The organism is Flagellimonas sp. (assembly GCF_965601775.1).
GTDB lineage: Bacteria > Bacteroidota > Bacteroidia > Flavobacteriales > Flavobacteriaceae > Flagellimonas.
Genome location: NZ_OZ271837.1, coordinates 3,664,102 through 3,684,658, shown reverse-complemented (window position 1 = coordinate 3,684,658; position 20,557 = coordinate 3,664,102). Strand labels below are relative to the sequence as shown.

General features: G+C 40.8%; 14 protein-coding genes. 2 read left to right on the top strand and 12 right to left on the bottom strand.

Annotated features, from left to right (window positions below; genetic code table 11):
• Positions 1 to 49 precede the first annotated feature (49 nt).
• From ACSLUF_RS16995 to ACSLUF_RS16960, 8 genes are all read right to left on the bottom strand, one after another.
• Positions 50 to 814: an SH3 domain-containing protein gene (locus ACSLUF_RS16995; protein WP_435623859.1), complete on the bottom strand. Its 765-nt coding sequence runs from the start codon at positions 812 to 814 to the stop codon at positions 50 to 52.
• On the bottom strand, positions 811 to 2,592 hold the full coding sequence (locus ACSLUF_RS16990) for a BatD family protein (protein ID WP_435625850.1): 1,782 nt from the start codon (positions 2,590 to 2,592) through the stop codon (positions 811 to 813). Before ACSLUF_RS16990 ends, ACSLUF_RS16995 begins: the two co-directional genes overlap by 4 nt.
• Positions 2,592 to 3,488 (bottom strand): tetratricopeptide repeat protein, encoded by an 897-nt coding sequence (locus ACSLUF_RS16985; protein ID WP_435623858.1) that lies wholly within the window; start codon positions 3,486 to 3,488, stop codon positions 2,592 to 2,594. Before ACSLUF_RS16985 ends, ACSLUF_RS16990 begins: the two co-directional genes overlap by 1 nt.
• On the bottom strand, positions 3,469 to 4,515 hold the full coding sequence (locus tag ACSLUF_RS16980) for a VWA domain-containing protein (protein ID WP_435623857.1): 1,047 nt from the start codon (positions 4,513 to 4,515) through the stop codon (positions 3,469 to 3,471). The genes ACSLUF_RS16985 and ACSLUF_RS16980 overlap by 20 nt, the downstream gene beginning before the upstream one ends.
• Before the next feature lie 5 nt (positions 4,516 to 4,520).
• Complete coding sequence (locus tag ACSLUF_RS16975) at positions 4,521 to 5,519, bottom strand: vWA domain-containing protein (RefSeq protein ID WP_435623856.1); 999 nt, start codon at positions 5,517 to 5,519, stop codon at positions 4,521 to 4,523.
• Between the two features lie 3 nt (positions 5,520 to 5,522).
• Positions 5,523 to 7,151 (bottom strand): BatD family protein, encoded by a 1,629-nt coding sequence (locus ACSLUF_RS16970; RefSeq protein ID WP_435623855.1) that lies wholly within the window; start codon positions 7,149 to 7,151, stop codon positions 5,523 to 5,525.
• A 26-nt stretch (positions 7,152 to 7,177) separates the two neighbouring features.
• Positions 7,178 to 8,044: a DUF58 domain-containing protein gene (locus ACSLUF_RS16965; RefSeq protein WP_435623854.1), complete on the bottom strand. Its 867-nt coding sequence runs from the start codon at positions 8,042 to 8,044 to the stop codon at positions 7,178 to 7,180.
• 84 nt (positions 8,045 to 8,128) lie between these two features.
• A complete protein-coding gene (locus ACSLUF_RS16960; protein ID WP_435623853.1) occupies positions 8,129 to 9,133 on the bottom strand; it encodes an AAA family ATPase in 1,005 nt (334 codons plus the stop codon).
• Positions 9,134 to 9,399: 266 nt separating this feature from the next.
• Here ACSLUF_RS16960 and ACSLUF_RS16955 point away from each other — a divergent pair, with 266 nt between their 5' ends.
• Positions 9,400 to 10,152: an SDR family NAD(P)-dependent oxidoreductase gene (locus ACSLUF_RS16955; RefSeq protein ID WP_435623852.1), complete on the top strand. Its 753-nt coding sequence runs from the start codon at positions 9,400 to 9,402 to the stop codon at positions 10,150 to 10,152.
• On the top strand, positions 10,149 to 11,285 hold the full coding sequence (locus tag ACSLUF_RS16950) for an ATP-binding protein (RefSeq protein WP_435623851.1): 1,137 nt from the start codon (positions 10,149 to 10,151) through the stop codon (positions 11,283 to 11,285). Before ACSLUF_RS16955 ends, ACSLUF_RS16950 begins: the two co-directional genes overlap by 4 nt.
• On the opposite strand, the gene ACSLUF_RS16945 is transcribed toward ACSLUF_RS16950, so the two are convergent.
• The 4 genes from ACSLUF_RS16945 to ACSLUF_RS16930 form a co-directional block, all read right to left on the bottom strand.
• Positions 11,282 to 13,210, bottom strand: coding sequence for an amylosucrase (locus ACSLUF_RS16945; RefSeq protein WP_435623850.1), 1,929 nt, complete (start codon positions 13,208 to 13,210; stop codon positions 11,282 to 11,284). The two genes, ACSLUF_RS16950 and ACSLUF_RS16945, sit on opposite strands and share 4 nt — an antisense overlap.
• Complete coding sequence (locus tag ACSLUF_RS16940) at positions 13,210 to 14,154, bottom strand: carbohydrate kinase family protein (RefSeq protein ID WP_435623849.1); 945 nt, start codon at positions 14,152 to 14,154, stop codon at positions 13,210 to 13,212. Before ACSLUF_RS16940 ends, ACSLUF_RS16945 begins: the two co-directional genes overlap by 1 nt.
• Positions 14,155 to 14,333: 179 nt before the next feature.
• On the bottom strand, positions 14,334 to 20,168 hold the full coding sequence (locus ACSLUF_RS16935) for an Ig-like domain-containing protein (RefSeq protein ID WP_435623848.1): 5,835 nt from the start codon (positions 20,166 to 20,168) through the stop codon (positions 14,334 to 14,336).
• Positions 20,159 to 20,431 (bottom strand): hypothetical protein, encoded by a 273-nt coding sequence (locus ACSLUF_RS16930; protein ID WP_435623847.1) that lies wholly within the window; start codon positions 20,429 to 20,431, stop codon positions 20,159 to 20,161. Before ACSLUF_RS16930 ends, ACSLUF_RS16935 begins: the two co-directional genes overlap by 10 nt.
• Positions 20,432 to 20,557: the final 126 nt, after the last annotated feature.

Sequence of the window (20,557 nt, the reverse complement as noted above, 5' to 3'; positions counted from 1 at the left end):
GTTTTAAACAAAAATAATAGCAAAGCTATTGTTTTTAGTTAAATTTTGTTTAAAAGTCCTTTAATAGCTTGACATGTTCATTTCTGAGCCAGCCGGTTTGACCGTCGGCCAATCTTATTTTTCTCCAATCATTCAAGTCATCAAGCACATTGACTTTGGTGCCCTCATGAAGAATAAAAACTGCTTCGCTGTTTTCGTTGGGCTCAGAAGTTATTTTCACTTCTTTGGCGAAGACAATTGCTGGATTATTGGACTTAAATTCTTGGTATTGCAAATAGGCCAGTAATACGGCAATTACTCCTAAAATCATGGAAAAGATGCTGGTAACGAAAGCTATTCTTTTGTGTGAAGCATTGCGTAGAAAGTAGTAGGCCAAATAGCAGAAGACAAAAAATATCATTAAAAAAACGGAGAGGTATGCCCATCCGTCAAAGGAAAATAAGTTGACAATGGATGCATAAGCTTTGCCAATTTCTGTCTGAGGCATTTCTTCCACGGCATCCAACCTCATATTTTGGGCATATTTCAGATTGTTCTTGATTTCTGCGTCGTTTGGCTTTAGCAAAAGGGCTTTTTCATAAAAATAAATGCTTGGACCGATGGCATTTAATTTATAATGGCAGTTGGCCAAGTTGAAATATAATTCCGCGGAGTGTAGGCCATTTTGGAGTATTTGCTCATAGCTTTCAATAGCTTTGGTATACTCCCCTTTGTTGTATTGCTCGGTGGCTTGTGCAAACAATTGGGTATTCTGGGAAATGCCCAAGGAAAAAGTGAACAGTGCCACGCACAAGACCCATATTCTCAACGTCATAATTGTTTGTCCAGTTTTGAGATGACCTCACTTGCTTTTTCATAATCCTCTTGCATTTGCACATCAGAAAAAGGGCTATATCTAGCCATTTCGCAGTTTTTCAAAAGACTTATGAAGTTTTCTATGTCTAGCGTGTCCACACCTTTATCTTCTAAGATGGTTGTGATTTTTTCCTTGCTGAACTCTGAGGTTTCAATTTTTAATTTGGCTTTCAGATAGTTGTGCAAACCTTTTTCCAAGGCAACATAAAATCCTTCTTTGTTTCCCAACTCCTTCTTCGCCGTGGATAGGTACTTTTTTGCTAAACGATTGGCCCTTTTAATCTTGTTGCCTTCAACATCACTGGCTATAGCTTCTCTCTTTTTAAAGGAGAACACAGCAATCGGAATGAGGAGAATAGGCGCAAAAAGCAGGAGGTAAAACGTATTGGAACCAAAAAAATGATTGGTGCCAATTTTGGTAAGATTAGGTTTAAGCTTTATAAAGTGGAATTGTTTTCCTGTAGGCACAACCAATTGCTTATTTGCGTTGGCAGCCACAGGCGCACTTGTTTCACTTCCAGCAGGCCCTTCCAAAACCTCTATGTTAATTTCATCGGACTTTAAGGTTACGTATTTTGATGTCTTGGGATTAAAGTAACTAAAGGATATACTGGGAATGGGATACTTTCCCCTGTAAGCGGGTACAACTGTGTAGTTGTTGACCACTTTTCCTTCCATTCCGGAAACATTTGTGCGTACATTTTCTTTGTACTCAGGTTCATATACTTCAAGTGCACTTGGAAGCTCAGGTTCCGGCAGTTGAAATAGTTTGAGATTTCCTTTACCGGATACTTCTACTCTAGCCTGCAGTGATTCCGAAGCGTTCAATTGTTTTTTGCTTGAAGTAACCTTAAAATCAAAATCACCTACAGCACCTCCAAAATCTACTGGTTTTCCGGCTTCAGGAAGTGGTTTTACCGATAAGGTGCGTCTTCCTGCGGATACCGTCTTACTGGTTTGGGAGTAGATACGACCACCAAAGAAATCCCTGCGATTCGTGGGAACATCGACAAAAATTTCAAGGGATAAGGGTTCAATTTCCAATTTCCCTGATTTTTGAGGATATAAGACTACTCTTTTAAGTACCACATATCGGTAGGGTTTCCCCTTGTAGGTGCCATTTTGTGCCGTGTGTTTAGTTACAGGAATATCCTGACTCCAAAAATTATCATACTTGGGACTGTCAAGAGAACGATAGTTGGTCACATTAATGTTGGGACTTACATAGAGTTTATAAATCACTGTAACCGCTTCATTTAAGTACGGATTTCCCTTGGAAACTTCAGCAACAAGGTGAAGACTTTCATCAGCCACATCGTCCACAGTCTTTTGGTCATTCGGCTTATCCACAGCTGCTGTGACTTCAACGGTTTTAGGTAAAGTCTTATAGGTTTCACCTGCAATTTCTATTGTGGCCTGCTTAATGGTAAATCTTCCCCTTGCCGTTGGCACCAAAATATAGATATAGGTTTTTGAAAACGTTCTTTTCCCATTGACCCAAGAAGAGCTAATGGATTGGGATGGCCCCATTACCACCTTAAAGCCATCAAAAGAGGGAGGGTTAAAATTGTCACCATCTTTGTTCATGGTAAACTCGGCCCTCAACCTTTCGTTGATGCCCAGTTTTTCCTTGCTAAGCTTGAGTTCAAAAGTGACTTCATCCTGAGCACTGACTTTTGGACTCAGAAACAAAGCCAAAGAAAACAGAGTAACAAAAAAACTGCCCCACTTTATCATCACCAATCCTTCTCGTTTTTGATTTTCTTACCTCGAACCTTGCGGGCCTCTATCTTTTCCTGCACCTTTTTCTCCTCATTTTGCATGGCTTCTAACAAATTCTGGATTTGTTGTTTAGAAAGCTGATTAGGTCTGGGTTGCTGTTTTTGCTCATTAGGCTGGTCGCCTTCGTTTGGTTTTTTCTCCTGTTCTTTTTTCTTATCACCGTCACCTTCAGAATTTTCCTCAGGTTTATTTTCTCCATTTTCTCCTTCATCACCATCATCCTTGTTTTTGTCCTGATCCTGTTCTCCCTCGTTATCCTTATTGTTATCCCCTTCGTTGTTCTGGTCTTGGTTTTTATCTTTTTGGTCTTGCTGATCTTGTTTGTCCTTATCGTCCTGATTTTGGTCGTTTTGTTGTTCGTCCTGTTGCTTTTTGAGCATCTCTTTGGCGAGGGCCAGATTGTATCGGGTTTCCTCATCCTTCGGATTATTTCTTAAGGCTTCTTTGTAGGCTTCCACTGCTTTTTCGTATTCCTTGTTTTTCATGAATACGTTGCCCATGTTATGATACGACTTATGCTTACCATCCTTGGAGGTAGCCGTCTCTCCTGCTTGTTTGTAACGACCAAACGCCTCGCCAAAACTTTCTCGATTATAATAGGCGTTTCCTAAATTGTAGGGAGCCACTGCATTTTGCTTACTCTTGGAAATAGCGCGTCTGTAGTCGGATTCTGCGCCTGCAAAGTCATTGGCTGTTAATTCCTTATTGGCTTCCCAAGTAAGATTTTTTGAAGTTTTCAATGCTTTTTCAGCAGCTTTTTCTACCTCATTCTCCTGCGCCTGGCCGACAAAGCCCAAAAGCAAGAAGATTCCGAATATCAATCTTAACTTCTTATACATCATCATGTTCATTGAAAAGATTTAGTTTTTTCAACCATTTGGTTTTTCTATCCAAAAGGAAAACGTCTAAAAATAAAAAGAATAGTCCGATTGCCAGAAACCACTGAAATTGGTCTTTGTATTCAGCAAATTGCTTGGCTTCAAACTCCTTTTTATCCATTTGGGCCAATTGTTCTTTAATGAACTCAACGGCTTTGTCAGTGTTCGAGCCATCAATGTAAACCCCATTTCCTTCGTCTGCTATTTCGGAAAGTACTGCCTCATTCAATTTAGTAATGACTACCTCACCCTGACTATCCTTTTTCAAGCTTTCAACAACACCGTTTCGTTTAATGGGGATGGGTGAGCCTTTGGATTTCCCAACACCCAAGGTAAAAATGCGTATACCATTCTGAGTAGCATATTCAACGGCATCAATGGTTGAGCGCTCTGAATGGTCTTCTCCATCTGATACAATAAATAGCACTCGATTGGTTTGTTCCTCATCGTCATAATAGGTGCTGGCCAAATCTATTGCCGCATTGATGGCAGTTCCTTGAGATGACAGCATATTGGTGTTCATGGCCTGCAAAAACATTTTGGCCGCCCCATAATCTGTGGTTATGGGCAGTTGGGGATACGCTTGACCTGCATAGGCGATGATTCCCACACGATCACTGGCCAGTTGGTTGATAATTTCAGATACCAAGCGCTTGGCTTTTTCCATCCGGTTGGGCGCAATATCCTCCGCTAGCATACTTTTGGAAACATCAATGGCAAATACTATATCCACGCCCTCCCTCTTCACTGTTTCGAGTTTGGTTCCGATTTTGGGATTCACCAACCCTAAAATCAAAAAGCCCAAACCGGCAAGTAGAAATAGGAGCTTCAAAGCGGATTTAAACTGAGACTTATCAGGGGCTAATTTCCGCAACAACCTAGATTCCGCAAATTGTTTTTGCGTCCGTCTTTTCCAAATCTGAAGAAAAAAGAAAGCTGCAGCCATAACCGGCAGGATGGCTAATAAGTAGAAATATGTTTTTTCGTCAAATTGAATCATTAACCTCAGATAAAGCTTTTGAATATGGAATTACGAAGCCCCCATTCCAGTAAGAGCAAAACTCCTGCCAGAAGAACAAGGGGCCTAAATTTTTCGTCGTATTTATAATATTTGAACTCTTCTATTTCTGTTTTTTCAAGTTTGTTGATTTCATCATAAATCTCCTCCAGTTTCTCATTATCGGTTGCCCTAAAATATTTTCCGCCGGTGACTGTAGCTATTTCTTTTAGGAGTTTTTCATCAATTTTCACTTGACGCATACCGAATCGAAAAGAGCCATCCCGGTTATAGGTTATCGGGGTAAGGGCGTTTCCGTTAGTTCCTAAACCGATAGTATAGGTTTTAATGCCATATTCTACAGCCAAATCCGAGGCAGTCGAGGGCTCAATAAAACCAGAATTGTTTACGCCATCTGTCAGCAAAATAATAACCTTGCTGATGGCTTTACTTTCCTTTAGGCGATTGACAGAGGTAGCCAATCCCATCCCAATGGCAGTACCATCTTCAAGTTCTCCATGCTTTATTTCTCTCAGTGCATTTAAAACAATGGCTTTATCACTTGTGATGGGCGTTTTGGTATAACTTTCAGCTGCATAAGCCACCAATCCAATGCGGTCGTTAGGTCTTTTTCGTATAAAATCTGCCGCAACCAACTTGAGGGCAGTGAGACGGTCCGGTTTTAAATCCTTGGCCAACATACTGGAGGATACATCAATGGCCATGACAATATCAATCCCCTTTGTGGTTTTGGTTCTCGTAGATATATCTTCGGTCTGTGGACGTGCAAGGGCAGTAATTATTGCGGCAAGGGCCAAAAGCCGAAGGGCAAATAACAAGGGCCGTAGTTTGGAAGCGATGCTTTTTATGGTAAAACCCTTGATGCTAGAAATTCGCAAGGAGGCAACCTCCTGTTTTCTGGTCAAAATATACCATAGGATGGCCAGGGGAAGCAGGAGAAGCAACCAGAAAAATTGTGGATTCGCAAATTCTACATTCTCAAACATTCCTTACGCTTGTGTTTTTACATCCAAAGTGCTCAATATGCGATCAACAATCTGTTCCGCATATTCATCACCATCTTCCCAAGTAATAATGACCTGTTGCATAAAGCCTTTACCACCAAAGGATAGGATATTATATTTGGCTTTTTTCGATTCGTTGTTTAATGGATTTTTATAATTGCCAGACCCATAAGTTTTTAGTCCCCGAACCCCAGACTTTGTTGTGAATTCTTCTTGCTTTGTGATTATGTTTTTTACCCCAAGGCTTTCGAAAGTGGACAAGGTACCTGCTATGGCCGCATCAAAATTAGGTTCGGTCTGTTCTTTGTAGGTGACAGAGCTGCTGCCAATACCAAATAGCCCTACATAGCTTCCGTAGGTAAAAAGTTGAAGCTCTTTTACCAATTCTTGTGCCTCTGGAGGTAATTCTGCCTCTTTTCGAATCAATACATCTGGAGTTTCCAATTCAATGGGTGGATACCCGTAAGAACTGGACACCCACTCTCCTTCGAGCAATTCCTTGGTTGGATAGCCAAAAACGGTGTCTCTTACCTCCTTTACCCCAAAGAAAATTAGGGAAAATGTGCTCCCCACAATTAGTAAGCCTACGAAAATGGCTGCAGCCCAATAAATCCGTTTGCGCTGCTTCTTTTTCGCTAATTCTTCTAAATATTCCTCGTTCAAAAGGAGTTCTTCTTCTGTAGGCTCAGGAAGGGCATCGTGTGTTTTGACCACAATTTCCTCAACCAATTTACGGTCTTGTTCTGCTACTGAAGTAGAGGGTTTGGAACGCGCAAACTTCACCAAATCCGCAGTTTGTAATATTTTTTGAAATTGTCTGATTGTGTCATCACCCAATTCCAGTTCTCCTGCATCCTTCAGGAGTTCCAACTTGTCAATTAGCTCATCTGTAGTGCTTTCCAAAGCACTGACATTTGCATCTTCTTCCAGATAAGAACGGACAATGTCTGTCAGTTCAGAATAGTATTTTTTGTACTCATCTTGGATGAGGTATCTAGAATTTTCTAGTCTTTTTAGTTCTAAAAGTGCCCTATCATAAGGAGGAAGCAAGGCCTCTTTTTCTTCCTCGGTCAAGGGTTTTTTTCGTAGAAAGAACCAATACACTAACCCACCAACTATCAAAAGGGCCAAAACCACAAATAATATGGTCCACCAAAGCTTTGCATAGCTTCGGTCCACCTGAATAAGCGGTTTGATATCGTACATTTTTTGTTTACTGGTATCTACAACCACATCAGCTACCTTAATTTGAAAAGAATCGGTGAAAAAAGGTTGTTCGTTTATGGCAATTCGCTGCGGAGGAATGGTATAAGAGCCACTGTCAAACTGCGTAAGCGCATAAATACGCTGAAGTTTAACTCTGTTGTTTTCCTTTATGGTATCTGTAAGCAAAGCTTCAACCGTTTCCAATGGTGAAAAAGTCTGTCCTTCCGGAAAATGAACAAGGTTAGTAGAATCCGTTTCTACTGTGATGGTGTATTGTATTTGCTCCCCGATTTTTATAGAGGTAGTATCTATTTTCGAAGAAACTTTGGAGTCGTTTTGGGAGAAGACCAGAATTGGCAAAATAGCAAAGACAATTGCTATCAAGAGTTGTAATGTACTCTTTTCCATTCCTGATATGTAGGTTTTCAACATCATTATCCTCTTCTCTTAAAATACCCCAGCAGTTTTTTCACATAACTTTCATCAACCCTGCAATGGATAACCCCACTACCTGATTTAGCAAAGGAATCTGAAAAGTATTCTACTTTATTCCTGTGAAATTGCCCATAGGCATTTCGCACTTTCTTAGAACGGGTGTTTACCAATTCCAGTAAGCCCGTTTCTGCATCTTGCATTTGTACCATTCCAAGATTGGGCATAGACTCCTCTTTTTCGTCATAGACCCGAATACCGGTCACATCGTGCTTATTGCCCACAATACGAAGGGTGGTATCATAATCATCCGCAATGAAGTCCGAAAGCAAGAATACGATGGCTTTCTTTTTCATCACATTGGTCAAAAATTTAAAGGCTTCGGTGATATTGGTCTCGCTGCTTTTTGGAGTAAATTCCAAAAGTTCCCTTATAATTCGCAAGACATGGCTTTTCCCTTTTTTTGGCGGAATAAAAAGTTCCACCTCATTGGAGAAAAGAATAAGACCAACCTTATCATTATTCTGTAGGGCGGAGAAAGCTAGAGTAGCTGATATTTCAGTAATAACTTCTTTTTTGAACTGCTTGGTTGTTCCAAATAGTTCTGAGCCACTCACATCAACCATCAACATCATGGTGAGTTCCCGTTCCTCTTCAAATACTTTTACAAAAGGTTCATTGTAGCGAGCGGTTACGTTCCAATCTATACTTCTAACATCATCCCCAAATTGATACTGTCGAACTTCACTGAAGGTCATACCCCTACCTTTAAAGGTAGAATGGTATTCCCCACCAAAGATGTGGTCAGAGAGACGTCTGGTTTTTATCTCTATTTTCCGTACTTTCTTAAGTAGTTCTTTTGTATCCATGTGTTCAATTAACAACCTTACAATGTTCAATTTGGTCCAAGGTTCCTACTTGGGTTGATTGGCCATCGTTAATTACACATTGGGTTAAGGTACTTCGACTTCGTTGACTATCTTATTGATAATTTCTTCAGATGTCACATTTTCCGCTTCTGCCTCATAGGTTATTCCAATTCGATGTCGCAGCACATCATGAACAACGGCTCTAACATCTTCAGGAACAACATATCCTCTTCTTTTAATAAATGCGTAACATTTGGAAGCATTTGCCAAATTAATACTTCCCCTAGGAGAAGCTCCAAAGCTGATTAGGGGTTTTAATTGGTCTAGGTTGTATTTTTCTGGATATCGTGTAGCGAAAATTAAATCCAGGATATATTTCTCAATTTTTTCGTCCATATATACTTCTCGGACGGTTTGCTGGGCACTTAAAATTTGCTTTAAGCTAACCACAGGATTAACAGGTTCAGAGGCAACACTTCTCAAATTTTGACGTATGATAAGTTGCTCCTCGTTTAGCTTTGGATAGTCAATAACCGTTTTAAGCATGAAACGGTCCACCTGGGCTTCAGGCAAAGGGTATGTCCCTTCTTGTTCAACCGGGTTTTGTGTGGCCATCACAAGAAAAGGCGCATCTAATTTGAAAGTCTCATCGCCAATAGTCACCTGCTTTTCCTGCATTGCTTCCAAAAGTGCGGATTGCACTTTTGCTGGAGCCCTGTTGATTTCATCTGCCAAAACAAAATTGGCGAATATGGGGCCTTTTTTAATGGAGAAATCATTTTCCTTCATGTTGTAGATCAAGGTTCCTACAACATCCGCAGGAAGCAAATCCGGCGTAAACTGAATCCTGCTAAAACTTCCTTTAACTGCTTTTGCCAGAGTATTGATAGCCAAGGTTTTGGCAAGACCAGGAACCCCTTCTAAAAGAATATGACCTTGTCCCAGAAGGCCAATTAGCAGTCGCTCTACCATATGTTTTTGACCTACAATGGCCTTATTCATTTCAGAGGTGAGCAAATCAATAAAAGCACTTTCATGTGTAATTTTTTCATTCACAGCACTAATATCAATAGTAGTGTTTTCTTCCATACAAAATTTTTATCCCAAAAGGTTAATGATAGTGATTTTTCTAAGCAGTGCAAAATGAAAATTAATTTAAAAAGCGGCTGTTAATTAATGGTTAAAAAAAACGCTAAACCCCTAGTTTTGGGAAGTATTTAAGGGTTTATTTTTATACTTTAACCTAATCTCGATTAAAAAGAAATTGCATTAAAAATCACTATTCTCTTTTCGGGTTCCCTGATTACCTCTGGGGGGTTCAGATGGTGACTTTGTAAACATGAACTACAACAAAAATGAAAACGGTCTTAATTACTGGAGCCACTAGTGGTATAGGAAGAGCAACTGCCAATTTGTTGGCACAGCATGAACTTAAGCTGATTCTTTGCGGACGTAGAGAAGAACGTTTGGAAGAAATTCAAAAAGATTTAGAATCAAAAATACCAGTTCATACACTAAATTTTGATGTAAGAGATCGTGATATGGTGATTTCTGCCATTGAATCCTTGCCGGAAACCTTTTCAAAGATTGATGTCCTGATAAATAATGCTGGGAATGCCCATGGTCTCGACCCTATTGATCAAGGTGACATAGATGATTGGGACGCAATGTTGGATATCAACGTAAAGGGACTTCTTTACGTATCCAAGGCAGTACTTCCAGGAATGGTTGAACGAAAGTCCGGACATATTATCAACATTGGTTCTACAGCAGGGAAGGAAGTATATCCCAATGGGAATGTGTATTGTGCTAGCAAGCATGCCGTGGACGCCATCAATCAGGGTATGCGTATCGATTTAAATGCCTATGGAATTCGTGTTGGAGCGATAAATCCAGGATTGGTGCAAACTGAATTTAGTCAAGTACGATTTAAAGGGGATGATGCTCGAGCGGATAAAGTATATCAAGGATATCAGCCTTTACTTCCTGAGGATATCGCGGAATTGATTCATTTTGCTATTACCCGCCCACCTCATGTAAACATTGCCGATTTGGTTGTTATGCCCACTGCCCAAGCCAGCAGCACCATAGTGAAGAAAGTGCTATGATTAATAAACGCCTCTTGGTAAAGAACCTCTTGGCTCATAATGACGAGAACAGTTTTTATGACAAAAAGCGATTCATTTCCATAGGTGAAAAAGAAGGCAAGGCCAAATTTTTGAAACATGTTTGTGCGCTTGCCAACAGCAATCCCAAAAACAACTCATTCATTGTAATTGGCGTAGAGGATGAGGATAATGAAATTGTTGGAGTTGATTTTTTTGATGACAGTAGAATTCAAAACTTGGTGAATGCTTATTTGGATAATCCCCCTTTAATTTCTTATGAAAACATTCCTTTTCCACATCTTCCGGATGGTAAAGTGGTTGGATTGGTGACCATAAAATCAAATGGAAAGGTATGTGCCCTTAGAAAAAATATTTGGAAATATTATGGTGGGGCCGTCTTCTTTAGGGAAGGCAGTATTAGTCTACCCAAAGCATTTGATATTGAGTTGAAGGATATCAATTCAGCAGCAGTGGCAACTATTGAACAGCATGCAAGAAATAATATCGAATTAACCTTGGATGCGGTAATGAGCTTTATGAATATGCGCCATGCCGATTTAAGCAGTCACTATAAAGTTTTCAAAGAACAGTTTGTGGTCTGTTGGGCTGGTAATGCGAAAAGGGTTAAAAATCAAATCTATTTTTCACGGGTCGATATTGAGCTTATTAATGAGCAGGTAAAATTATTCTATTCTGCCTTGGATGAGATTACTATTGAATACAACGAAGATTCGTTTTCAACCCTAGAATATGTGCAGTTAGGATTGGGAGTTCAACAGAAATACTATCCACTTGAAAAAATGGAAATTACATTCTCTGAAAATGGTAAATATTCCATTAATAGTGAGTTGGTTTTTGAGCCACCACAGTATGATAAAAAAACATTGCATCATGTGTTGAACTCCAACAATTCAATCATGATGAAACTGGACAAGCAGATTGCATTGAACAAGAGTGAAAAAAACGATTTGAAACATCTTCCGGCGACCTATCTAATATGTTATCTAAATGGTTTTGAAGAAGCAAGGGAGCAGATGGAAAAGGCAAGACCTTTACTTAAAAAAACGGATGATAAAATATATCAGTCCCTTAAAGAGTCCTTGCGTGTTCTGCGCAAGGTAAAATACAGTTAAGCCCTCTTCAACCAAAGAATTTGATATGGGTCCAATTGCAAGAGACCACTTTGCAGAGACACTTTTTTGTTGGATACCAAATCCTTGGGTTCTCCTTTGGCGAAATAGCCAAGTTTCATGATCCAAGAAGTATCCACTACTTGGGAGTTCTCATCGAAATTACATAGGACCAATAATCCTTGACTGCTAGCATCAGTGCGCTCAAAAGCAAAAATGTGATGATTTCCTGTATGATATAGTGCAGGTTGGACCTTGTCTGCGAAAACCGGTGACTCTTTTCGTATCTGTACCATTCTTTTTAAAGTGTGGAAGATTTTGGATTGGGGCAGTTTCTTTTTTGATAGCTTTTCAATGGTTCCCCAATCTTGGTAAGGTCGGTTAACCCAACGACTATCTCCTTTTTTATCATCCTTTTCAAGGAAGGAATAATCGTTTATGGTACCTATCTCATCTCCAGCATAGAACATTGGAATTCCGCCAAAAGCCAATACAATACCATGTAGGAGAATCACTTTGGAAACTGACGCATTAATGAGGGTATCATTGTTTTCCTCAATAGCCTTTTCCAGTCCAAGTAAAGAGGCGGCACTTCCAGTTATTCTTCCATCATCCGTTTTTGGATTGTACATGAACAATAGGCCTTTGGCCGGAGACCAGTCCAAACGCTGACAATAATAGTCCAAAAGAAACTTTCGATGTTGACCTGGATTCCAACCAATTTCTTCTATAAATTGATTTTCATAACCCAATCCAATATCATCGTGGCACCGGATGTAATTTAGCCAAGTACCATCCTTGGGTTTGTCAGGAACATTTTCCAAGCTTTTATATAGCAAAATGGTTTTTTTGGTAGCTATCGAATTCCAGAGCAACGCCATTAGAGAGGCGTTGTAGGCAATCTCACATTCATTTCCATAATGAATGCCTTCACCAAAATATTTTACAATTTCCTTAGGAGCCACAATAGCCTCAGCCAAGAAAATTGTGCCAGGAGCTACCACTTGCAAACACATCCTGAACAAACTAACAAGCATGTGCGCTTCAGCAAGGTTTTGCGAAATGGTTCCCATCTTTTTCCACAAGAAAGCCAAAGCATCGAACCGAATAACATCCACCCCAAGGTTGCTGAGTTTGACCAATTGCTCAAGCATTTCCAAGAATACTTCGGGATTGGTATAGTTCAGGTCCCATTGGTAGGAATTAAAAACGGTCATTACCCATCGTTTCATTTCGGGGATGTAGGTATAGTTTCCTGGTGATGTTTCTGGAAACACTTCTGGTAGAGTTTTCTCAAATTCCTTGGGGATTGTTTCATCAGGATATGTATAATAAAAGTCCTGATACTTTTTTTCACCTTTTTTCGCTTTTTTGGCCCAAGGAAATTCATTGGAAGTATGGTTGACCACAAAATCCAACATCAAGTACATACCTTCCTTTCTTAACTTTTTGGTCAGATTCAGTAGGTCTTTCTGACTTCCGTAGCGTTCGTCAACTTTGTGATAACTATTTACCGCATATCCACCATCGTTTTCACCAGAAGGCCGCGTGGTAATCGGCATTAAATGCAAAAAGTTGACCCCAAAATCCTTGAGGTAGGGTAGTTTTTCCAGTAGTCCGTTTAAATCCTTGTTGAAATGCTCCACATACATCTGCATTCCCACCATTTGCTCAGATTGATACCAATTGCCAGAAGAAACGCGTTCCATATCTTGAAGTTTTAACTCTTCTGGTCTGGTTTCATATAATTTGGGTAAAAGCACCATCAAGTGTTCAAACGAGGAGGCATGCTTTTCTTCGGGATATAAGGAAAAAAATAAATTTTGAATTAAACTAAGGTTGGTTGCCATCCTTAGTTGAAAAAAGGATTCTGGAGATTGATCTTCCGATTTTGAAGACAATAGTCGATGTAATGAAGCCTGATTCATTAGTTTTCCAATTGGGATTTGGATGGCAATGCCGGTATTGCCCCATATTTGGTAGTCGTGATAGCACCAGCCTTATTTGCTTTTTCAACCATACTAACCAGCAAAGAAACATCATTGAAAACCTGCTCGTATTTATCCAAATGTGAGATTTGATACAAGAGACATCCAATAAATGCGTCACCAGCTCCGGTTGTATCAATGGCCTTAACGGTAATGCTGGGTACAATTTCCCTTTTGGTGGGGTAACTCACTAAAGTGCCTTCCTTTCCTAAGGTTATGGTAATGATTTTCGTCCCAACCTCATGCAAAACATCACAGGCATCTTGGATATTATTTGTATTGGAAAGTAATAAGGCTTCCTCTTTGCTGAACTTACAGAGATGGGATTTTTCAATAAAAGGCATACATTTTTTTATGAATTGCTGCTCGTTACCTTTCCATAAATCCCCCCTAAAATTTGGGTCAAAACTGATAAACATTTCCCGGGTAAGCGCATCAAACAAGTATTTGCCATATGCATTTTCCAAAGGACCTCCTAAAAGCGCCGTTGCTGCCCCTAAATGGAGCATGTTACCAGAAAAGTCTTTTCTCAAAGCAGAATCATAAACCAGTTCACGATCTGCTCCGCGACTAAACACAAAATCGCGTTCACCATCTTCGGCTAACGAAACAAACGCCAAGGTTGTAAACGTACTGCAAGTTTGAGCCATCGAAATATCAACACCTTCCGTTTTAAGGGTATCCAGCAGAAAAGTACCGAAAGGGTCTTGGCCTACACTACCCACAAAGACACCCTTTCCCCCAAGTTTGGCGATGGCGCATGCAACATTGGCGGGGGCTCCACCAGCTTTTTTTGTGAAATTTATGGCTTTTGAAAGGTCGTTCCCCTGATTTTCAGCAACAAAATCAATAAGGAGTTCCCCAACGCAGAATACTTTCTTCATATTCGATGCGGACGTTTAGTTTGCCTAAAATAAGGAGAAAAAAATCTCTAGTCCAAAATTTCGTGTCCAACGACATTAAAATTAAGGCAGGATATATTTTGGGGTCTATGCGCTAGGGTTATCTGAAAAATAAAAGGGCGGCCATTCACTGGCCGCCCTTTTTAAGTATATACAGTGATTTATCGTCTTATAAGCTTCTTTTGCGCGACCGTATTACCTTTCTCATCCCTAAATTCAAGAATATAAATTCCTTGAGGAAGAGTGGCAATACTAAATGATTGCGTGTTGGAGGTATTAAAATCAAAAACCAAATTAGAACGGACTAGTTGTCCGAACATATTGAAGACAGCACCGCTTAATTTGGCACTTGTATTAGAACCGGGCCTAAAACCTACATTAACAATATCAGATGTGGCGTTAGGATAAACTCGAATATCTGATATATTGGCAGCGGGCGTCGTATCCACAATTTCAAAAGTTATGGTTTTAGAAGCCAAAACCGACCCTCTTCCTCTACTTTCAGAGTATACTCTAGAGGTAAGGGAATTAGCTCCTAATGGAAGTTCAATACCTCCGAAATCACCCGCAATTCGATAGGGTAGCAAATTCTCGGTTTGAAAACCGTTAACATCATTTAAATCAAAAACAATACTTCCCACGTTTATTTCTCCACCGACTGTAGCCTCAATGTTGAATAGGGTACCAATTGGGAAGTTTGCGAGATCAATCTGATCTCCTTCTTCCAAAGGACCAATTTCAGAAAGGTCATTGGCATTAATCAAAGTAAATTCAATATCAGGGGTTGGGCCAATTACTTCAAAAGAAATGCTACTAGTGGCAAAAATATCTCCTCCTCCATTTGATTCGAGAAAGGCATTTGCCGTCAAGGTGTTGACTCGAATAGGAAGCACTAGTCCTCCATCATCACCAGCAATTCGGTAAGGGACCAAATTCTCGGTCTGGAAACCATTTTGACCGTTAAAGTCAAATATGATACTTCCGACATCAATACCTTCATTAAGACCTTCGTCTACAGTTGCCTCAATATTAAATTCAGTTCCAGCCGGATAATCTTCAAGATTAATTACATCTCCATCTTCCAAACTTCCTATAACCTCTCCAGTGCTGGAATTTATCAAAACATAGGAAATAGAACTTAATGAACGGATTACTTCAAAATTAACGGTCTGGGCTAAACCAGAGTCTCCACCTCCCCTGCTTTCTGTAAATGGGGTGGCCGTAATCGTATTTATCCCTAAATCAAATGTCAAAGATCCGTTATCCCCTGCAATTCGATAAGGTACCAAATTCTCAGTTTGAAAATTGTTAACCTCATTTAAGTCAAAAATCACACTTCCGATAGCCACTTCACCAACACTAGCTTCAACATTAAAGCCAATATTACTAGGGAAGGTGGCAAGGTCTATAATGTCACCATTTTCCAAAGGCCCAATAGGTTCACCGGTGTTGGCATTAATTAAAGTAAATCCAGTAACTCTTGGACCTTCTTCTACAGTTAATTCAAAGAGGGAAGTACTTCTGCTCATATCTGGGGAATTGCTGGAAACCCTTAACTCGTCAAAGAAGACCCCTGGTTCTAAGTCCGTAGCGTCCAAAGAAACCGTAAGTGTTGTTTCCCCGTTGGCGGGTACAACTCCTGAAACCGGAGATACATTCTGAATGAACGGTGTAAGTAGAAAATCAGGTGCAATGAAACGTAAAGCAAGCCCATCTGTTACATAAGGTGTATTAAAAGCAACTTGAGCTCCGTCGGTTGCATCCGCATTCTCTATTCCAACAGTTGAAAAGTTGGAGAAATTTGAAGAGGACACATCATTGTAGTACACATCGATTGTGCCATCATCAAAAAGGATTACTTGGAAAGTAACTGTTCCTGTTCCTCCAAACGCTGGGGAATTGGTCCATTGGACAATTACCGCATCAAGGAATGCAGCAATATGAACAGAACCACCGTCTTGCGGTTCTAGGTCTACCCATAAAGGCGCTATGATGTTATTGATTCCGTCATCAACTGGTATTTGACCATTTAAAAACGTGAACCCAGTTGGTAGCTGAAAGGATAGAAAACCATTGGCGTTAACAAACAATTGCTGATATTCTACACCATAGAATTCGAATGCAAAAGGTAAATTCAAACTCACTGTTCCATCACCAAACCCTGCACCATCAATTAAGAAGTCGGTAAGTTCAAATCCAAAGGAGGTAATATCAAAGAAATTGTTTACCGGGCCACCTGGTTCGTTACTATCTATCCAAGTATATCCAGACCCTAAATCTGTTCCCATGCTCAATTCGGTGGGGGCTCCAACTCGGGTATCGTTGAATCCTTTTTCCTGAATGGTGGAGAAATTCTCAAACGTTAGAACTTCTGCCACTTGCATCGGAATGTTAGGGTCAGCTAAAGCAGCCGCAACTGTGAATTCAGGGAATGAGAAGATCAACGGAGAGTCTCCGTCATTTGTCAAAGTAATTGTAGTTTCCAAAGTCTTACCTTCGGCAACAGTCTCCGAAACTTGCTCAGGGAGTATTGCAAAAGGAGCATCTACACCAACACCATTCAATACCACATCCACTGTTGCGGAGTTACTTGCATTGCTAGCTATGGAGAGAATGCCATTACTTGAACCGATTTCTGAAGGAGCAAAGGTTACGGTTACCTCCAAACTATCCTCAGCTTCAATAACTGCGGTATCTGGTGAAACCGTAAAGTCTGGATTGTCAGATGTGATACTGGAAATATTGAGATTGTCAATGCCCGTATTGGTAATGGTTAAAGTGCGCTCGGCAGAGGCACCAACAAACACATCATTAAACAACAATAGCTGTTCGGAAACTTCAATTCCAGAGGTTTGGCCTGAAACTTCAAAATCCGTTGCAACGGCCAAAGTTGGATTTATTGGGTCGTTGCTTTCCACAAGAATATCAGTTTCGTGAAGACCATTTGGAAGGTTAGACCCATCAAAACTTACACTTACCTCCAAAGATTCCCCTGGACCAACAGTTCCGGTTCGAGGAGACAATTCTATAAATGCTCCTGAACCGTCTGATAAGGCTCGGGTAAGGAATGCAAAACCATCCAAATTAGTATATGTGACTCCTCCATTTGAACTAAAGGCATAGGTATTCGGTCTGGTAGTCTCAATATTGGTATCTACACCTTGAGGAAAGCTAATACCCTCCGGATAGGAATGAACCACCCAAAAGGATTCTCCCACGTCAAACTGTAAAGGAGTATTAAGAACTTCCAATGCGACGGTTCCGTCAGGACTATCTCCCGTAACGATTTGCTCCAAAAGCAGTTCGCCTTCTGCAGGAGATGGGCCGCCAGTGAAAACCTGCAGCAATACAGCAACGTTTGACAAACCTTCCGTTCGGTAGGCATTTCGAATCGCTGTTAGGGCAAAGTCCTGATTTACAACATCAAATTGCATCGCCAAACTAATTCCCGGAGCGCCGGCTCCAAGACCCACAAAATCACCTGGGAATTCAACACCGGAATCGTAAAAAATAGAATCCGTTACGGCGGTGACGTTGGAAAGAATGCTTTTGTCCAGCTTCACTTTTTGATAGCCAGGACTTCCCGCCGCTTTTACTGTACCACTAAAACTGCTTCCCAAACCGTATTTGGTTCGGTCCAATTGTTTTAGCAATTCCTCCTCAGCTGAGGTATCTGGAGCTGTAAACGTAGTTGGGCCCAGAGAGGTAGTAAATTCTAGATTACTTTCTCCGCTATTTGTAATAGTAAAGGAAGAATTGGCAACTGGAGGGATATCCGTTTCAACGTTGACCGCTGCGCTTATGCTTTCTGGGTCAATACTAATACTAGGAGGTGCAACTACAGTTAAAGTAACTGGAATATCCAAAGAAGGAGTATCAGGATCATTGCTATCTATGGTAATAACCGCGTTAACCACTCCTGGCTCTAAAAGCCTTCCATCAAAAGTGACTTGGGCGGTTAGGGATTCACCAAAAGGGACAACTCCTGAAATAGGAGCAACGGATAGGAAAAAGGCCTCAGCATCTCCATCGGTTACATCCAAATTGTCAATATCCATAGAGGAACCTGTTACGGCCATATCTGATAAAAGGGCTACGTTATCAATTGAATTGGCGAAACCGGCTCCGGAATAAACCAATTCTCCATCAAAGAATACCCTTAGACCGGAAGTATCTCTATCTATAACTATCCGAACTTCAAAATAGCCCTCAGGAACAGGAACATTTACAGGAACGAATCCGCCAATGCCTCCATCAAGGATATCAATCGTACCATCTCCATTGAAACGTAAACGAGTAACCACTGAACCTTGGACCGTATTTTGAGGAATGATTTCCCAACTTACTCCACTTCCTTCCAGACTCACTTGGGCAGACATTACAGAAAAGGGCTCTCCGCCTGTATTAAAAGTTGGGGATAGCGCTAGCGGAGCTGCGGGCCTAGTTCCGCCTAAACCATCAGAAACAGCTCTTAGGTGTTGCGTGCCCTCAAATGCATTGGCCGTGGATACACTCCAATTGTTTTCAAACCTGCCGAACCATCCGCCCTGACCATTTATATCACCAGGGAGAAGACCTTCAAAGTCTTCCGCAAATAGACTGGAAACAATTTTATTGATTGTTCCATTAGCAGTTAATAATGTTGCTAGGGAATTCGATTTAGCTGTACTGGCAACTTTTTGCTTTGTAACACCGTTGGTTTGAATGCTTTTATAAGTAGAACTCACCCTACTTGTAAAATTGGGCAAAGCATTATCACCTACGGAAATGGTAAAGCTTAGGTCATCATTGCCGGGGTTATTAATAACCAAATCTCTTGTTTCCACCATGAATTGCTCAATGGTTTCATTAAAAGACTCGGGATTGACCACAATAATTGGTGCTTCGGTACCATCCAGAACTCTGAAGTTAAAAGTAACATCATCGGTCACCTCAAAACCTTCAGCGGCAAATATGATGCTCTCTTGAGAGAGACCCGCAAGTACTCCTTCGGTGCTTAAGTTTATGGTTACCGTAGTGGATTCTCCCACACCCAATGAAAAGTCTTGTGGGGTTGCACCTCGCACTATTTGCGAACCTGGTGCTGGGAAAGAGGTAACGTTAATCGTACCTTCGGATGTGTTTGTAATTGTAACTTCTTGGGAAGCGGTTTCCTCTATATTCAATTCAACATTGAATATGCTTGGTGTAATGTTAAACGGAGCTTGCTCCGCGAGCACCCAGCCCATATCCCTGAAATGACCTCTGGTAATATCTCCAATATCGAAATTGGATTCCGAGGTACCTACTTGGGGCGACATTAATGAGTTAGGATCCCCCGCAGGGAATGTAGCCTCATCCCAATGCGCGATACTCGACCCTCCTTGAAAAGGATTGGGGGCAAAGAGTTCCGGCAAGGTACCGCCCAATGCTGCTACTGCAAATTGGCCGTTGACAAAGACATCCCCACTTGTAAGAAAATTTCCTAGTTCTTCTGATGGATTTGGAATGTCCAAAACAGAGTTTTCTCCGCTATCCACTATAAAGGTGTCAAAAACAAAAGGATTTCCGCCATTGTTAATGCTTCCAACTCCGGCGCCATTCACATTACCACCGTCTACAAATCCTAGACCGTGGCCAGCTTCATGTAAGGCAACTGTGACAAAATCAAATTGTCCTGGAGGGGTATTACCATCTGTGCCAAAATACCAGGGTATTCCGTTACCAATGTTAACAACCAAGTCGAATTCCAAATCCGGTGCCAAGTCCTCGCCAGCGAGGGAATTTGCCAGCGCTACAGGATAGAATACATCGGTTTGTGGAGCTCCGGGAAAATTGCTGATCAAAGTTGTCGGTCCTGCAGATGCCAGTACTCCGGCACCTAAGTCGGCAAAATCAGCAAAAATTCTAATTGGAACGGGAGAAACGATTTCTTCCGACCAAATTTCCAAGGCAAATTGAAAGGCCTCCTGAACGGCAGCGTTTCCTTCGGCTCCCGGCCCAAAGGTTATGAGCAATTCAGCAGTCGCCGCTTTTTTTGTTGATGGCTGGCTTTCTTTAGCGCATTTTTCAATGCCATTTGGCCCATACCCATTCTAGAGAATTGGTCCTCATATTTTGCTGGACATACAACGATTTCTCCTGGAGCTCGCTGCATTTCTTGAGCGGTTGATATGGGAATCGCCGCCAAGAACAATAACATAAAAATTAGAGAAGTGTATTTACTTTTTAAGTCAAGAAGACCAAAAAAGCTACTACACTCAGAGTAGTTTTTTTTCATTTTCGTGAGGTTATGTATTACTAATAAAATTTTTAAGTGAAACTCTTTTTTGCTTTTCAGAGAAAACAAAAGGTCAACAAAGAAATGGTGGAGAAAATTTCATTGTTGAGTAGATGGAATCCCAAT

Excerpts from the sequence above, each read along its gene's own strand:
- ACSLUF_RS16995 (WP_435623859.1), bottom strand. The coding sequence starts at position 814 with ATGACGTTGAGAATATGGGTCTTGTGCGTGGCACTGTTCACTTTTTCC.
- ACSLUF_RS16990 (WP_435625850.1), bottom strand. The coding sequence starts at position 2,592 with ATGATAAAGTGGGGCAGTTTTTTTGTTACTCTGTTTTCTTTGGCTTTG.
- ACSLUF_RS16985 (WP_435623858.1), bottom strand. The coding sequence starts at position 3,488 with ATGAACATGATGATGTATAAGAAGTTAAGATTGATATTCGGAATCTTC.
- ACSLUF_RS16980 (WP_435623857.1), bottom strand. The coding sequence starts at position 4,515 with ATGATTCAATTTGACGAAAAAACATATTTCTACTTATTAGCCATCCTG.
- ACSLUF_RS16975 (WP_435623856.1), bottom strand. The coding sequence starts at position 5,519 with ATGTTTGAGAATGTAGAATTTGCGAATCCACAATTTTTCTGGTTGCTT.
- ACSLUF_RS16970 (WP_435623855.1), bottom strand. The coding sequence starts at position 7,151 with ATGGAAAAGAGTACATTACAACTCTTGATAGCAATTGTCTTTGCTATT.
- ACSLUF_RS16965 (WP_435623854.1), bottom strand. The coding sequence starts at position 8,044 with ATGGATACAAAAGAACTACTTAAGAAAGTACGGAAAATAGAGATAAAA.
- ACSLUF_RS16960 (WP_435623853.1), bottom strand. The coding sequence starts at position 9,133 with ATGGAAGAAAACACTACTATTGATATTAGTGCTGTGAATGAAAAAATT.
- ACSLUF_RS16955 (WP_435623852.1), top strand. The coding sequence starts at position 9,400 with ATGAAAACGGTCTTAATTACTGGAGCCACTAGTGGTATAGGAAGAGCA.
- ACSLUF_RS16950 (WP_435623851.1), top strand. The coding sequence starts at position 10,149 with ATGATTAATAAACGCCTCTTGGTAAAGAACCTCTTGGCTCATAATGAC.
- ACSLUF_RS16945 (WP_435623850.1), bottom strand. The coding sequence starts at position 13,210 with ATGAATCAGGCTTCATTACATCGACTATTGTCTTCAAAATCGGAAGAT.
- ACSLUF_RS16940 (WP_435623849.1), bottom strand. The coding sequence starts at position 14,154 with ATGAAGAAAGTATTCTGCGTTGGGGAACTCCTTATTGATTTTGTTGCT.
- ACSLUF_RS16930 (WP_435623847.1), bottom strand. The coding sequence starts at position 20,431 with ATGAAAAAAAACTACTCTGAGTGTAGTAGCTTTTTTGGTCTTCTTGAC.